The sequence below is a fragment of the Pseudomonas sp. HLS-6 genome (assembly GCF_002753995.1).
GTDB classification, from domain to species: domain Bacteria; phylum Pseudomonadota; class Gammaproteobacteria; order Pseudomonadales; family Pseudomonadaceae; genus Aquipseudomonas; species Aquipseudomonas defluvii.
Genome location: NZ_CP024478.1, coordinates 2,180,428 through 2,194,276 on the forward strand (window position 1 = coordinate 2,180,428; position 13,849 = coordinate 2,194,276).

The window sequence follows — 13,849 nt, forward strand, 5'->3', positions numbered from 1 at the left end:
CTTGATTAGGGTCCTGGTGGTCGATGATCACGATCTGGTGCGTACAGGCATTACCCGAATGCTGGCTGATATCGACGGTCTTCAGGTGGTCGGCGAGGCGGATTCGGGCGAGGCTTCATTGAAGGTCGCGCGTGAGTTGAAGCCGGATGTCGTCCTGATGGACGTCAAGATGCCGGGGATCGGCGGCCTGGAAGCCACCCGCAAGCTGCTGCGTAGCCACCCTGATGTGAAAGTGGTGGCGGTAACGGTCTGTGAAGAGGACCCGTTCCCGACGCGTTTGCTGCAGGCTGGAGCTGCGGGCTACCTGACCAAGGGCGCCGGGCTGGATGAAATGGTTCAGGCCATACGCCTGGTGTTTGCCGGGCAGCGTTATATCAGCCCACAGATCGCCCAGCAGCTTGCACTCAAGCCGTTCCAGCCGCAGGGTTCGCCTTTCGACGCGTTGTCCGAACGAGAGATCCAGATCGCGCTGATGATCGTCGGTTGCCAGAAGGTACAGATCATTTCCGACAAGCTGTGCTTGTCGCCGAAAACCGTGAACACGTACCGTTACCGTATCTTTGAAAAGCTTTCGGTCACCAGCGACGTCGAACTGACGTTGCTGGCGGTTCGCCATGGCATGGTCGACGCCAATCTCTGAACATGATCCCTGTTTTTGACTCAAGCGCCTTCCTGGCGACCTGCAGTGGTCGCCCGGGCGTCTATCGAATGTTCGACGAGGACGCGCGCCTGCTTTATGTAGGCAAGGCGAAGAACCTCAAAAAGCGCTTGGCCAGCTATTTCCGCAAGACCGGTCTTGCGCCGAAAACGGCAGCGCTGGTGGGCAAGATCGCTCAGGTCGAAACCACCATTACCGCCAACGAGACCGAGGCGCTGCTGCTGGAGCAGACGCTGATCAAGGAATGGCGGCCGCCTTACAACATCCTGCTACGTGACGACAAATCCTACCCATACGTCGTGCTTTCCGAGGGTGAATACCCGCGCCTGGGCATTCACCGTGGCGCCAAGAAGGCCAAAGGCAAGTATTTTGGGCCTTATCCCAGCGCCGGAGCCATTCGCGAGAGCTTGAACCTGCTGCAGAAAACCTTTCTGGTGCGCCAGTGTGAAGACAGCTATTACAGCAACCGCACGCGGCCTTGCCTGCAGTATCAGATCAAGCGCTGCAAGGCTCCGTGTGTCGGTCTGGTTGAGCCGCAGGTGTATGCCGAGGATGTACGTCACTCGGTGATGTTCCTGGAAGGGCGCAGCCACCAACTGACCGATGAGTTGAGTGCGGCCATGGAGCGTGCAGCCATGGCCCTGGAGTTCGAGCGCGCGGCTGAGTTGCGCGATCAGATTGCCTTGCTGCGGCGGGTCCAGGACCAGCAGAGCATGGAGGGCGGTAGCGGTGATGTCGATGTGATAGCCGCGTTCGTCAACCCGGGTGGTGCCTGCGTACACCTGATCAGTGTGCGTGGCGGGCGGGTACTGGGCAGCAAGAACTTCTTTCCGCAGGTGGGTATTGAAGAGGACGTGGCCGAAGTCATGGCCGCGTTTCTCTCGCAGTATTATGTGGGGAACCCTGAGCGCGACCTGCCGGGCGAGCTGATCGTCAACGTGGTGCATGAGGACTTCGAGGCGATCACCGCCGCGATCCATAGCCTGCGTGGCCGCGAGTTGAGCATCAGCCACCGAGTTCGCGGCACGCGCGCGCGCTGGCAGCAACTGGCGGTTACCAACGCCGAACAGGCGCTGATGGCGCGCTTGGCCAACCGCCAGCACATGGCGGCGCGATTTGAAGCACTGGCTCAGGTGCTCAAACTCGACGAGATCCCTCAACGACTGGAGTGCTACGACATCAGTCACTCCAGCGGTGAGGCGACCGTGGCGTCCTGCGTGGTGTTCGGGCCGGAAGGCCCGCTCAAGTCGGACTACCGTCGCTACAACATTGAAGGCGTGACGGCTGGCGACGACTATGCGGCCATGCACCAGGCCTTGACCCGACGCTTTGCCCGGCTCAAGGAAGGCGAGGGTAAACTGCCCGATATCCTGCTGGTGGACGGCGGCAAGGGCCAACTGAACATGGCTCGGGATGTACTGCAGGAACTGGCCGTACCCGAGCTGATTCTGCTGGGCGTGGCCAAGGGCGTTACGCGCAAGGCCGGCTTTGAAACCCTTTACCTGAATGATGCCGCCCACGAGTTCACGTTGCGCGGGGATTCCCCGGCGCTGCACCTGATCCAGCAGATTCGCGACGAGGCCCACCGGTTTGCCATCACCGGCCACCGTGCTCGACGCGGCAAGGCGCGGCGTACCTCCAGCCTTGAAGGTGTTGCCGGGGTAGGGCCCAAGCGTCGTCGCGACCTGCTCAAACACTTCGGTGGGTTGCAGGAATTGGCCCGTGCCAGTGTAGAAGAAATCGCTAAAGCACCCGGAATCAGTAAAAAGCTTGCTGAGTCGATTTATGACAGCCTGCATAGCGAGTAGAATGCCCGCTCACTTTGCAGCCAGTTGTGCCGATGAATATTCCTAATTTGCTTACCGTTCTTCGCGTCCTGCTCATACCGATCTTCATTTTGTTGTTCTATATGCCTTACCACTGGAGCTACCTTGCCGCCAGCACGGTCTTTGCCATTGCCGCAGCGACCGACTGGCTGGATGGCTACCTGGCCCGGCGCCTGCAACAGAGCACACCGTTCGGTGCGTTTCTCGACCCTGTTGCCGACAAACTGATGGTTGCGGTAGCGCTGGTATTGCTGGTTCAGGTGCATGCCAACCTGTGGCTGACCTTGCCCGCGGCGGTCATCATCGGGCGCGAAATCGTTGTTTCGGCGCTGCGCGAGTGGATGGCCGAGCTTGGCGCCCGCGCTCATGTGGCGGTGTCGAACCTGGGCAAGTGGAAGACTGCGGCGCAGATGCTGGCGCTGGTGATCCTGTTGGCCAACCCGCCGGTGCTCAACTTCTGGGTGGTGCTGGGTTACTCGTTGCTGATGATCGCTGCGGGCCTGACCTTGTGGTCGATGCAACAGTACTTGCGGGCGGCCTGGCCACACCTGCGGGACGGTTCAGAAAAAAAATAAAACTTTTTTGAATCAAAGGCTTGACGAGGTTTTTAAAATCGCTAGAATAGCTTCCATCAAGACGACGCGGGAATAGCTCAGTTGGTAGAGCACGACCTTGCCAAGGTCGGGGTCGCGAGTTCGAGTCTCGTTTCCCGCTCCAAATTTGGTGCAGCGAATCTTGATAGCTTCATAGAAAGGTGCGCTGCACATGAAAAACCCCAAGGTGAAAGCCTTGGGGTTTTTTGTTTTGCGGTATATCACTCGACTTTTATCCGGATCGCCTTGGGCGGCGAGATGAGGCTGGCACAGTCAGCCATCACGCCTCACTAGCAGCAGACAATCCAGAACGGCCGTTGTTTAAGGCGATTCGCTTTTTCGGTAGAGCGAGGTGGAGCACGAGACGAGCATTTGGCCTCTGACAGGTTCAGGAGGTCACCATGGCACTCTCGGAGATGGCGATTCGGCATGCCCGAGTTACTGGCAAGGACTACACACTAGCGGATAGCGACGGCTTGTTTCTCGGCGTCACGGCTCAAGGCGTGAAGATCTGGCATTTCCGCTACTACTGGGCCGGTCGGCGGAAGCGCATGTCGTTTGGTAGTTATCCGCAAGTTGGCCTTCGCGATGCGCGCACGCGGCGAGATGAAGCAAGAGTACTCATTGCTCGAGGCACCAATCCGTGTGAGCAGCGCCAGGCAGTCCGCCTCTCCAGTGACCATACTTTCGAGACCGTATTCAATCAGTGGGTCGCCTTTCGCCGCCTGAGTCTCAAGGAGGGGAGGCAGAGTACGCTGTCGCAAATCTTGCGCATCTTCGCCAAGGATATTTTGCCCTGCGTCGCTGAGCGCTCCATCTACGACATCAGCCGTCAAGTGCTGATGGAGGTGCTGGATCGTATCGAGTCTCGCGGTGTGTTTACCACGGCGGAGAAGTGTCGAACCTGGCTCAATCAACTGTTCCGCTATGCACTGAAGTGCTTGCGATTTTCGAAGCACTGCCCGCGTTAGATAATTGGGAAGTGTGTCGCATGCTGAGCGAGCCTCATGCCAAATTGGGCGGAGATGCTCCGAGCAATGTTGTAAAGTTCGAAAATTTTGATGAGCTATTGAGCCTGGTAATTTCCATGTGCAAGAGACGAAAATGCCCGCAATAGTGATTTGCCGCGAGGGGCAGCTATCGACGCGTAGCTGCCCCTCGTGGAGTATACCTAGATATAGCTATTGACCGATCCCATGAGTTCGATCGTATCCACTGACACCAGGCGCGATCCACCCTTCAGGCCGCTGCTCTGCTTCGTAGATTTCCACCAGTAGTGGATAGCATTTCGCGGTGTCAGACGAGTGTTCGGCTGAGCAGTCACCGCCGGGGCAGGCAGAAAGGCAGCCAAGCAGGTCGATTTCTGCAAAAAATTCGAGATAATCGCCAGGTTGCACTGGGCTGGCCTTCATGAAGTATTGGCCCGTGTCGCGGGTGAATCCGGTGCACATGAACACGTTTAGAACATCATGCACATGTGTCTCGGCGTCATGCGGTGCTAGTCCTGTTGATGCAGACAGCGCGCGGGTCAGGTTGGAATGACAGCAGTAGTGATATTGACCACCATGACTGAGTAGATTATGGGTGTAGGGATCGCAGCGCGTACCGATCACGTCGTGGACTGAGCCGCCGTATTCATCAAATCCATACCAGTCGAGCGTGTCATGGGTGATGGTCGCCATGGGGCGCAGATTGGGAAAGCTGGAGAACAACTGATCGCCGACTCCCAGGTGTGTACCATTCAATGCTCGGGTCTTGCCCGTATAAAACCGCTCTGTGAGGTCATGTTGGTTGAAGAGGTTCAGATCGCCGACCTGCGGCCCTTCAGTCGAGACAATGCGAAAAAAATATCCCGCTGGAACGGTGAAAGTTGCTGCATCGCGGGCCGGCACCATTACGGTTCTGACATGCTTGAGTCCGTCGCGCAACGCGCGGTAAGTGCCGATGTCCGGACGGGGTAATGTCTCGACCGGGTAGCAGAGTACCGGCTTGATTGACTTGCGCTGTGCGGCGTCATTCGGGGCCTTGGATAGAGGTGTGGGCTTCATGCGCTTCTCCTTTGGGGTGTGCGTGGCCATGTCTGTGGGTTACCCACGGGTAGGGTGGCTCAGTAGGTCGAGCAGGGCATGCTCGGAATCGTCTAAGTAACGAGTCATGGCTTCGGCTGCCTCGTGGCGGCGGCCAGCAGCAAGTAGGTCGTGGATCTCGCAGTCTCGTTCCAGCCATGGGCGCTGGAAGTTTTCTTCGTCAGGGGCCACGGCGAATACCAGACGCATCTGCGCGGCGATGTTGGTGAAGAAAGCGTCCAGCAGTGGGCTGCTTAACAGTCCGACGATGTGCTGGTGAAAGCGCAGGCTGTGGGTGCCGAAGGCCTGCCAGTCTTCGCGGTCGCGGGCCAGCTCGGCTGCCTCGATAGCGCCGAGCATCGAGTCGGATTGGTACTCGCGCAGTGGCTTGCTGCCTAGGATTGCCTGGATCTCCAGAGTGCGGCGCACCAGGAACAGATCGCGCACTTCAGCCAGGCCTATGCGGCGGACCATCACGCCCTTGTTGCGCACGTAGCTAGTCAGTCCCTCTCTGCCGAGTTGGTGCAGGGCCTCTCGCACGGTGTTGCGCGAAGCGTTGTAGCGGCTGGTCAGCTCGGCTTCAACCAGGGCCATGCCGGGCAGCAAGCGCCCACCAATGATGTCCTCGCGCAGTTCGCAGGCCACCTGGTCCGCCAGCGACAACACTTGCACTGTGGGGAGTTTGTTGTTCATGCCAACTGTACGTCCTTCAAGAAGCGCCCCATGCGTTCGCTGCGGTTGTCGAGCAGGTCGCGCGGTGCGCCGGCCTGGACGATTTGTCCGCGCTCCATGAACACCACGCGGTCGGAGACTTGGAAGGCAAACTTCATTTCGTGAGTGACGATAACCATGGTCATGCCTTCGCGGGCCAGCTCTTCGATCACCTTGAGCACGTCGCCTACCAGTTCCGGATCAAGGGCCGAGGTGGGCTCGTCGAACAGCATCACCCGCGGGCGCATGGCCAGTGCCCGGGCAATGGCCACACGCTGTTGCTGGCCGCCGGAGAGTTGGTGCGGGTATTTACCAGCGTGATCCCGCAATCCCACCTTGGCCAGCAGCGATAGGCCCAGGGTGCGCAGTTCGGCCTCATTGGCGTGCCTGTGATGGCGTGGTGCGAGCATGACGTTCTCAAGTACAGTCTTGTGTGGGAACAGGTTGAACCCCTGGAACACCATGCCGACCTGGACGATTCCTTCCAGGTGCAAGCGGCTGGACAGGCTGCCGCCGTCTTCCAGGCGACCACGCAGGAACGGCCTTCCGCACAGTTCGACCTGGCCGCGGTCGAGGCCTTCCAGGCCATTGAGGGTGCGGATGAGGGTGGTCTTGCCGGAGCCTGACGGACCGATGATGGAAACTACCTCGCCGAAGCGGATGTCCAGGTCGATACCCTTGAGCACTTCGAGCTCGCCGTAGTGCTTGCGTGCTCCCAGTACTCGCAGGGCGAAATCACCATGGCGCGTGGCCAGAGGGGCGGTCGGCAGGTGAGCGTGGCTGTCCGGGACGGGCCGGGGGGTGCGCTGGCTGACGTCCAAGTGGCGTTCCAGGCGTTTGAGCAGGTAGCTGAACACCGTGACGATCAGCACGTAGTAGAACGCGACCGCCAGCATGGTTTCCATTACTAGAAAATTCTGGGTATAGAGCTGTTGGCCCACCAGCAGGATCTCCGACAGCGAGATCACCGACACCAGTGACGTCAGCTTGACGATGGTGATGTATTCGTTGGCGAGTGTCGGTAGTGCCACCCGAAGCGCCTGAGGGATCACGATCAATCGCTGAGTGCCGGTGTAGCCGATACCCAGTGCCTTTCCAGCCTCGAGTTGGCCTTTGGCCACGGCCAGTAGCCCGCCCCGATGAATTTCCGCGATATACGCCGCTTCGCTCAGCACCAAGGCGATCAGGCCTGCCGCATAGGGGTTGGAGAGCAGCACGCTGGTCGCTGGGAATATCTGGGGCAGGTTGTAGACGAAGATCAGCAGCACTAACAGCGGAAGGCTGCGGAAGAACCAGATGTACAGCGCTGCGGCGCGGTTGACGATGCTGTGGCGCGACTGTCGGGCCAGGGCGAGGATAAAGCCCAGTACGATGCCCGCCAGCCAGGTTTCGACGCTCAGTTCGACGACCGTGCCGACCGCCTTCCAGAAGTCACCGTTGACCAGAAGGCCTGCGGTGTAATGCCAATCAAATTGCATGCTGTGTGCTCCGGGTTACTGCGAAACCGCTTGAGGGCCCTGGCCCAAGGCCTGGGCAACGTCGGTTGGGCTGGGTTCGCCCAAGTTGTAGCGGCTGAGTAGAGTCTGGTAGTCGCCGCTTGCTTTCATGGCGGCCAGGCCTTGATCGAGTTGCTTGAGCAGCGCGTCATTGCCCTTGCGAACGGCAAGGCCGATGACCACTGGGTAGATCAGCTTCTGTGAGCTGAGGGTGATACGACCCTTGAGTTTTTCAGCGGTGATGGCGGCCACGGCAGCGTCTTCGAACTGCACGTCCACGGCCTTGGCTAGCAGGGCCTGAGCGGCTTCAGGGGAGGTCGGGAATTCGCGGGAGTCGATCGGCGCCTGGCCGTTGGCCTGGCAGTAGCTTTTGGACAGAGCCATCAGCTTGGGAATCCACGAGCCGCCCTTGATCGAGCCGACGCGCTTGCCGCACAGGTCTTCGGGGCGCTGCGGGCGGAAGCTGTCGTCGGCACGCACCATCAGCGAGGCGCCACTTTTCAGGTAGGGCACGAAGTCCACTTGAGCGGCGCGCTCAGGGGTGACGTACAGGGCCGAGGCCACCACATCGAACCGGCGTGCATTCACGCCCATTACAAGGTTGGCGAAGCGGGTGTCATGGAACTGTGGCGTGAGCTTGAGCTGCTGACCGAGCTGGGTCATGAACTCAGGGTCGAAGCCGGCTGGCTTGCCCTCGGCAAGGTAGGTGTAAGGCGGGTAGGTCAAGTCTGAACCGATACTCAGGTGCTTGGGCTGCAAGGTGCCGTCGGCGGCGTGCGCGGTGGCGACGAGAGTCAGGGTGAGGGTTAAGGCTACTGCGCGAGACATGGGGGACGCTCCACTTATGATTGTTCAACAATCGATGTGGTTTGTATTATCAATATTTGTGCCATAGCTGAAATTTTTGGCATGTAAACTTAGTTCGTCTTGCAACCTGCACCAAAAAAGCCCAGAAGTGTTACGCGCAGAAACAAAATGGCGCGTGTGTCGTTTCTCAGAAACATCTGAGAGAGCGAATGGGTAGTATCTCTGCGGTATCACACCATACGTCCATATTCACCCATCGCCTTCCCGCCCGAGTGAGCTAGGCCACCGGGCTCGCAGCACTTCGAGCAGGGCGAATGCGGTGCTGCCCTAGGCGCAGATCGACAGGCGCCATCGCTGCATGCCACGTCAGGTGTGGTGCAGCGTTTCACGTTCGGGCAGGGGGCTGGCTTTCAGTGCCTAGAAATCATTGACGTTCAGGGTCCACTCCGAAGCAACAACGCTGAGGTGCTGCTGGCAGCGGCATTGGCTGGAAAGGGGGATCGTATTTTTTCCTTCCTGGCTATTCAGCAAAGAGTGCTTCAGGAACAAAGAGTTGATCCGGCTTCTGCCCGAATGGGAAGGCTCCGTGGAGGCGATGCCAAGTCAAATACACCTGATATCCCCCGAGAACCGGCTTCGCTCGCGAAAAGTGTGATTGGTTTGGGATTACTTTCTGAACGCCATTGGCACGCCTCCTTACTGGGATGACTTGGAGTGACAGCCTGGCTATGCGCGGGCGCTTATCCAGCGCTAACCCGGCGTACGCCCCTATACAGCGTCAACGTCGTCCGCTCGGCGCCGTTGGCTCAGGTTTTGGCTGCAACTGGCCCTGTCGAGTAGCAGGCTGTCCCCTTAGAGTCCTGCAAATGACTTCTGTTGGGATGGGGCCGCATGTTCATGTTTCTGTCGTTCTTCGCTGGCGTGGTGCGCGGTTACAGCGGGTTTGGCTTTGCCATGGTGCTTACACTTGGCCTGCTGACCCGCCTGGCTCCGGCCCAGGTAATCCCTGTGGTACTGATGCTAGACCTGGTGTGCAGCGTCAGTCTGTGGCCAGGGGCGTTGAAGACCCTTCATACCGGGGTTGGTGCTCGTTTGATTGTCGGGATGTTGCTGGCGGTGCCGCTGGGTGCCTTGGCCTTGGCCAGGCTTCCTGAGCAATGGATGGCTCCCGTGGTAGCCGGGTTGTGCTTTCTGGGGGGGGGGCTGGTACTGATCAAGCCCCCCGTGCACAAGGTGTCGAGGGCATTGGCGACCCATTGGGCCTTGCCTGCCGGTTTGGCATCTGGGCTGGTCACGGCCATGGCGTCTGCCGGCGGTCCTCCACTGGTGGTTTATCTGCTGCGCAGCGGCTTGTCGACAGCGAGTGTGCGGGGAACGGCTATCGTGTTTTTCGCAGCCAGCAGTGCTTGCGCCCTGGTCAGTCTGTGGTTGCTGCATGCGCTGAGCCGCGACCAATTGAGTCTCGCTGCGACATTACTGTTGCCGGCGCTGGCGGGCAATCTGATGGGTCAATGGTTGTTCCGCCGCAAACCCATGTCACTGCAGCTGGTGATCGGCGTGCTGCTGGTGCTGTTATCTGCGGCGACGCTGATCAGTCATTTCATCTCTGCATAACGCACTGAGGCAGTAAAGCCCGTGGCGTGTTGACGGCCCGGCACAATCTGGCGTTTCCCTCAACGGTCTTGAACGACCGCAATTAGCAACCAGACCTGGCCAAGTCGGGCTCAGCAAACCGCTTCAGCTATGCTCGATCAGCATGACCGCAAGGGTGTTCGACTCCAGCGCCTCAAACACATGAGGCTGATTCGCCGGATATCTCATGTAGTCCCCGCTTCGCAGAAGCGTTGGTCCACTGGCCGGGCCAGCATAGGCGCAGCCCTGACAAACAAACACATGTTCAAAAGTACCCGTCGGGTGCGCCTGGGATCGATGTGGCTGGCCGGGCTGAGCGATCACCCGGTACATGTCACGGCGTACACCCGGCGGGCAGTCAGCCAAGAGCGTTGCTGCGTATTCGGCATCGTCCGCGATGACAGGCGATCCTTCCCCTGCGCGAATCACTGTTACCTGTTGCACAGGCTGCTCGAAAAAGCGCGTGACCTGAATGCCCATGGCTGTGGCCAGTGACCATAACGTTTCGATGCTGGGGTTGCCGGATCCTGATTCCAATTGCGAGAGCGTGGACTTCGCGATGCTGGCGCGGCGGGCGAGATCGCTTACTGATAGTCCCGCCTGCAAACGTTCGCGTCTGATCGCATTGGCGAGGAGTGTGATGGGGGTAAGATCGTTCGTTATATCGGTCATTTGTTCGTTATGAATTGACTTGACTGGTCTGTAGCGGCCATTATGGCATCCGATTGTTCGTTTTGGTGTACTGCGGTTGTTCATCATTCCATGAATGACCGTGCGCAAACAGGATGTTGCAGAATGAAGACCCACTCGCGTGGAACCCTTGAAATGATTGCCGCCATGTCCATTTCCGGCACCGTCGGGTGGTTTGTGGTGCAGTCTGGCCAGTCCGCTTTGTCGGTGGTGTTCTGGCGCTGCCTGTTCGGTGCTGGCGTCATGAGCTTGGCCTGCTGGTGCCTGGGCGTCTTGCGCAATGTTCGGGTGACGCAGCGGCAGTGGGGCTGGATGCTGCTAGGCGGTGTAGCGCTGGTCTGCAACTGGTTGCTGTTGTTCAGTGCTTACGATCAGGCATCCATTGCCGTTGCCACGGTGGTCTACCACACCCAGCCGTTCATGCTGGTGGCGTTGGGAATACTGCTGTTCGGCGAACGGCTTTCGACAACCGGGGCAGGGTGGTTGATGCTGGCTTTCCTCGGCATGCTGCTGATTGTTTCCTCCACGTCTGGCGCAGTGGGCGAACATTACCTGACGGGTGTCGCGCTTGCCCTGGCTTCGGCCTTTTTCTACGCGATCGCTGCAATCATCGCCAAGCGCCTGAAGGATGTGCCGCCACACCTGATTGTGCTGGTGCAACTGCTGGTCGGCGTAACCATGCTCTGGCCTTGGGCGCATATGCCCGATGCGACTGAACAGGCGCAGACGTGGGGGTATCTGATTACCATCGGGGCGGTACATACCGGGCTGATGTCGACACTGCTGTATGGTGCGATCCAGAAAATTCCTACCGCGCTGATTGGCTCCCTGTCATTCATCTATCCGGTGGTGGCCATTCTGGTCGACTGGGTGGCTTTCGACCATGCGCTCAGTGCTCTGCAGTTGGCGGGTGCGGTGGCCATCCTGCTGGCTGCTGCCGGGATGAACCTCGGGTGGGGTTGGCCCAAGGGCGGCAGGCCAAGGCGGTCGTCAGAGGGCGGGCCTGCTGCCCGGGCATGAGTCGCACCGGAGCAGCCAAACCCTCGGTGCGTTGTCTTGCGGTGCCCGGCACAACCTGGGCATTTCCCTCAGCTGTCGCGATCGACTGCAAATGGCGACCAGGCCTGGCGGCTCGGCATGATTTCCAGACGGTTGATGTTGATATGGTCGGGCAGGGTGCAGACGTAGAAAATCTGCTCGGCAATGTCCTCGGCCGTCAGCGGTGTTGTGCTGCTGTACAGGGCATCTGATACAGCCTGGTTACCTTTGGTGCGCACCAGGGTGAACTCGGTCTCGGCCATGCCCGGTGCAATGTCGGTGACCCGCACGCCGGTGGCGATCAGGTCGCAGCGCAGGTTGTAGCTGAACTGTTTGACGAAGGCTTTGCTCGCGCCATAGACGTGGCCGCCCGGATACGGCCATTCGCCGGCCACCGAACCGAGGTTGACGATGCTGGCGCCTTTGCCGGTTTCCAGCAGCTTGGGCAGTACCGCGTGGGTCACGTTGACCAGGCCGGTGACATTGGTGTCGATCATGGTGTGCCAGTCTTCCAGCGCAACGTGCTGTGCGGCTTCCGGCGCCAGGGCTAGCCCGGCGTTGTTGATCAGGCTGTCGATCTGACGAAAGCCTTCCGGCAGGTCGTCGACCATCTGCTGCACGGCCTTGGCGTCACGCACATCCAAGGCTGCGATATGCACCGCAACCTTGCTACCCAGTTCTTCTTGCAGCGCTTGCAGACGCTCCAGGCGCCGGCCGCTGAGGACCAGCGACCAGCCCGCTTCGGCGAAGCGCCGTGCCGTGGCCCGGCCGAAACCCGATGTTGCACCTGTGATGAATGCCACCTTGTTCATGTGTTACCTCGTTGGATTGTATCGAGTGCCCAGCGTGGGGAAAGACGTTGCGACGGGTGCAGGGGTTGTTCGGCCGGTCAGGCCGATAGCTCCAGGAATTTGCGTACCCGTTCGGTCTCCGGGTTACTGAAAAACTTGGTGGGCGGCGCCTTTTCGATGATCAAGCCCTTTTCAAGAAACACCACCTGATCGGACACGGCACGGGCGAACTCCATTTCGTGGGTGACCACAATCATGGTGTAGCCCTCGCGGGAGAGATTCTTCATGACCGTCAGCACTTCGCCGACCCGCTCGGGGTCGAGGGCCGAGGTCGGCTCGTCGAACAGAATCACCTCCGGGCTCATGGCCAGGGCACGGGCAATCGCAACCCGCTGCTTCTGCCCGCCGGAGAGGGTGAAGGGGAAGGCATCTTGCTTGTCGGCCAGCCCGACTTTTTCCAGTAATTCAATGGCGATCACCCTGGCTTGCTCCTTGGGCATGCCTTTGACGTAGATCGGTGCCTCCATGACGTTCTGGATGACGCTCAGGTGCGGCCACAGGTTGAAGCCCTGAAACACCATGCCGGTCTTGGCGCGCAGGGTAGCCAGCTCCTTGTTGTTCATCTTGCGTCCGGCCTGTTCATTGACGCCGATACGCTGGCCAGCGATATGAATGGTGCCGCGGTCGGGTTCTTCCAGCCAGTTGATGCAGCGCAACATTGTGGATTTTCCCGACCCGGAAGAGCCCAGCACGCTGACCACCTCGCCCTTGTTGACCACTAGGTCGATGTCGCGCAAGACCTCGATGTCGCCAAAGCTCTTGGACATTCTCTTGATACTGACTGCGGGTACAGCGGCAGGGGGTGTGTATTCAGACATAGTCGAACCCTCGTTTGGCGCCGAACCGGGCGGCGCGTTTGAGTGCCAGTTCCAGGCAGATGCTGATCAGCCAGTACAGCGCGATCACCACGACGAATGCCTGGGTTGGAATGAAGTAGGTCGATTGCACCGAGTTGGCTGCTGCCGTCAGCTCCTGCACGGTGATGATGGTCAGGAAGGCGGTGTCCTTGAGTGCGATGATCAATTGGTTGCCCAACAGCGGGCGGGTCTTGATCACCAATTGCGGCAGGACGATCCGCAGGTAGAGCCGCAAGGGTGTGAAACCATGGGCCTTGGCGGCTTCCACGTAACCTTCGGGCATGATCAGGCGGCTGCCTCGCAGAATTTCGGCGAAGTAGGCTGCGTGGTAGATGATCAGCGCCAGCAGCCCGGCGGTCCATGCGCTCAGGCGCAGGCCCAGTTGTGGCAGCCCGTAGTACAAGAGGTAGGCGAGGATCAGGAAGGGCAGTGTGCGCATCAGGTTGATCAGCAAGCGCAGTGCTTTGGACAGGGCGCTGTCGTCCTCCAGTTGGTAGACCAGCACGCAGCCGAGCACGAAGGCGCAGATGATTGAGAGGCTGAACAGCCCCAGTGTGGCGATCAAACCGTTGAAGAAAATCTCGCGGGCGTCCCAGAGAATGCTCCATTCAGTCATGTCGATGG

13 protein-coding genes, 1 tRNA gene and 1 pseudogene are annotated in these 13,849 nt (G+C 59.4%); 7 read left to right on the forward strand and 8 right to left on the reverse strand.

Annotated features, from left to right (window positions below; all coding sequences use genetic code 11):
• Nucleotide 1 precedes the first annotated feature (1 nt).
• The 5 genes and pseudogenes from uvrY to CS390_RS10270 form a co-directional block, all read left to right on the forward strand.
• Complete coding sequence (gene uvrY / locus CS390_RS10250; protein WP_099774263.1) at nucleotides 2-640, forward strand: UvrY/SirA/GacA family response regulator transcription factor; 639 nt, start codon at nucleotides 2-4, stop codon at nucleotides 638-640.
• A gap of 2 nt (nucleotides 641-642) precedes the next feature.
• Nucleotides 643-2,466: an excinuclease ABC subunit UvrC gene (gene uvrC / locus CS390_RS10255; protein ID WP_099774264.1), complete on the forward strand. Its 1,824-nt coding sequence runs from the start codon at nucleotides 643-645 to the stop codon at nucleotides 2,464-2,466.
• Between the two features lie 32 nt (nucleotides 2,467-2,498).
• A complete protein-coding gene (pgsA, locus tag CS390_RS10260) occupies nucleotides 2,499-3,059 on the forward strand; it encodes a CDP-diacylglycerol--glycerol-3-phosphate 3-phosphatidyltransferase (protein WP_065761978.1) in 561 nt (186 codons plus the stop codon).
• A gap of 66 nt (nucleotides 3,060-3,125) precedes the next feature.
• Nucleotides 3,126-3,201, forward strand: a tRNA-Gly gene (locus CS390_RS10265).
• Between the two features lie 277 nt (nucleotides 3,202-3,478).
• Nucleotides 3,479-4,012: pseudogene (locus CS390_RS10270) on the forward strand (integrase arm-type DNA-binding domain-containing protein); the annotation flags it as partial.
• A 246-nt stretch (nucleotides 4,013-4,258) separates the two neighbouring features.
• Here the strand turns inward: CS390_RS10270 and CS390_RS10275 are convergent.
• Genes CS390_RS10275 through CS390_RS10290 form a run of 4 tightly spaced genes read right to left on the reverse strand, consistent with a single transcriptional unit; the run spans nucleotide 4,259 to nucleotide 8,178 of the window.
• Nucleotides 4,259-5,125, reverse strand: a complete 867-nt coding sequence (locus CS390_RS10275; RefSeq protein ID WP_099774265.1) for a DUF1989 domain-containing protein — start codon at nucleotides 5,123-5,125, stop codon at nucleotides 4,259-4,261.
• A 39-nt stretch (nucleotides 5,126-5,164) separates the two neighbouring features.
• Nucleotides 5,165-5,836 carry a GntR family transcriptional regulator gene (locus tag CS390_RS10280; RefSeq protein WP_099774266.1) on the reverse strand — a complete coding sequence of 224 codons (672 nt, stop codon included), beginning with the start codon at nucleotides 5,834-5,836 and terminating at the stop codon, nucleotides 5,165-5,167.
• Nucleotides 5,833-7,332 carry an amino acid ABC transporter permease/ATP-binding protein gene (locus tag CS390_RS25505; RefSeq protein WP_099774267.1) on the reverse strand — a complete coding sequence of 500 codons (1,500 nt, stop codon included), beginning with the start codon at nucleotides 7,330-7,332 and terminating at the stop codon, nucleotides 5,833-5,835. The genes CS390_RS10280 and CS390_RS25505 overlap by 4 nt, the downstream gene beginning before the upstream one ends.
• 15 nt (nucleotides 7,333-7,347) lie before the next feature.
• Nucleotides 7,348-8,178 carry an ABC transporter substrate-binding protein gene (locus tag CS390_RS10290; protein ID WP_099774268.1) on the reverse strand — a complete coding sequence of 277 codons (831 nt, stop codon included), beginning with the start codon at nucleotides 8,176-8,178 and terminating at the stop codon, nucleotides 7,348-7,350.
• Nucleotides 8,179-9,048: 870 nt separating this feature from the next.
• Here CS390_RS10290 and CS390_RS10300 point away from each other — a divergent pair.
• A complete protein-coding gene (locus CS390_RS10300) occupies nucleotides 9,049-9,771 on the forward strand; it encodes a sulfite exporter TauE/SafE family protein (protein WP_099774269.1) in 723 nt (240 codons plus the stop codon).
• Nucleotides 9,772-9,894: 123 nt separating this feature from the next.
• Here CS390_RS10300 and CS390_RS10305 read toward each other — a convergent pair whose 3' ends face one another.
• The gene (locus tag CS390_RS10305; protein WP_099774270.1) at nucleotides 9,895-10,461 is read right to left on the reverse strand and encodes a helix-turn-helix domain-containing protein; all 567 of its coding nucleotides are present in this window, start codon (nucleotides 10,459-10,461) and stop codon (nucleotides 9,895-9,897) included.
• 123 nt (nucleotides 10,462-10,584) lie between these two features.
• Here CS390_RS10305 and CS390_RS10310 point away from each other — a divergent pair, with 123 nt between their 5' ends.
• Nucleotides 10,585-11,499: a DMT family transporter gene (locus CS390_RS10310; RefSeq protein WP_065760666.1), complete on the forward strand. Its 915-nt coding sequence runs from the start codon at nucleotides 10,585-10,587 to the stop codon at nucleotides 11,497-11,499.
• 68 nt (nucleotides 11,500-11,567) lie between these two features.
• Here CS390_RS10310 and CS390_RS10315 read toward each other — a convergent pair whose 3' ends face one another.
• The 3 genes from CS390_RS10315 to CS390_RS10325 all read right to left on the reverse strand — a co-directional run bounded on the left by CS390_RS10315 (nucleotide 11,568) and on the right by CS390_RS10325 (nucleotide 13,841).
• Entirely contained in the window at nucleotides 11,568-12,329 is a 762-nt protein-coding gene (locus CS390_RS10315) for an SDR family NAD(P)-dependent oxidoreductase (RefSeq protein ID WP_099774271.1), read from the reverse strand.
• Nucleotides 12,330-12,406: 77 nt separating this feature from the next.
• Nucleotides 12,407-13,186 (reverse strand): amino acid ABC transporter ATP-binding protein, encoded by a 780-nt coding sequence (locus tag CS390_RS10320; RefSeq protein WP_099774272.1) that lies wholly within the window; start codon nucleotides 13,184-13,186, stop codon nucleotides 12,407-12,409.
• Nucleotides 13,179-13,841 carry an amino acid ABC transporter permease gene (locus tag CS390_RS10325; protein ID WP_099774273.1) on the reverse strand — a complete coding sequence of 221 codons (663 nt, stop codon included), beginning with the start codon at nucleotides 13,839-13,841 and terminating at the stop codon, nucleotides 13,179-13,181. Before CS390_RS10325 ends, CS390_RS10320 begins: the two co-directional genes overlap by 8 nt.
• Nucleotides 13,842-13,849 lie beyond the last annotated feature (8 nt).

Excerpts from the sequence above, each read along its gene's own strand:
- CS390_RS10320 (WP_099774272.1), bottom strand. The coding sequence starts at position 13,186 with ATGTCTGAATACACACCCCCTGCCGCTGTACCCGCAGTCAGTATCAAG.
- CS390_RS10300 (WP_099774269.1), top strand. The coding sequence starts at position 9,049 with ATGTTCATGTTTCTGTCGTTCTTCGCTGGCGTGGTGCGCGGTTACAGC.
- pgsA (WP_065761978.1), top strand. The coding sequence starts at position 2,499 with ATGAATATTCCTAATTTGCTTACCGTTCTTCGCGTCCTGCTCATACCG.
- CS390_RS10315 (WP_099774271.1), bottom strand. The coding sequence starts at position 12,329 with ATGAACAAGGTGGCATTCATCACAGGTGCAACATCGGGTTTCGGCCGG.
- CS390_RS10310 (WP_065760666.1), top strand. The coding sequence starts at position 10,585 with ATGAAGACCCACTCGCGTGGAACCCTTGAAATGATTGCCGCCATGTCC.
- CS390_RS10290 (WP_099774268.1), bottom strand. The coding sequence starts at position 8,178 with ATGTCTCGCGCAGTAGCCTTAACCCTCACCCTGACTCTCGTCGCCACC.
- CS390_RS25505 (WP_099774267.1), bottom strand. The coding sequence starts at position 7,332 with ATGCAATTTGATTGGCATTACACCGCAGGCCTTCTGGTCAACGGTGAC.
- CS390_RS10305 (WP_099774270.1), bottom strand. The coding sequence starts at position 10,461 with ATGACCGATATAACGAACGATCTTACCCCCATCACACTCCTCGCCAAT.
- CS390_RS10275 (WP_099774265.1), bottom strand. The coding sequence starts at position 5,125 with ATGAAGCCCACACCTCTATCCAAGGCCCCGAATGACGCCGCACAGCGC.
- CS390_RS10325 (WP_099774273.1), bottom strand. The coding sequence starts at position 13,841 with ATGACTGAATGGAGCATTCTCTGGGACGCCCGCGAGATTTTCTTCAAC.
- uvrC (WP_099774264.1), top strand. The coding sequence starts at position 643 with ATGATCCCTGTTTTTGACTCAAGCGCCTTCCTGGCGACCTGCAGTGGT.
- CS390_RS10280 (WP_099774266.1), bottom strand. The coding sequence starts at position 5,836 with ATGAACAACAAACTCCCCACAGTGCAAGTGTTGTCGCTGGCGGACCAG.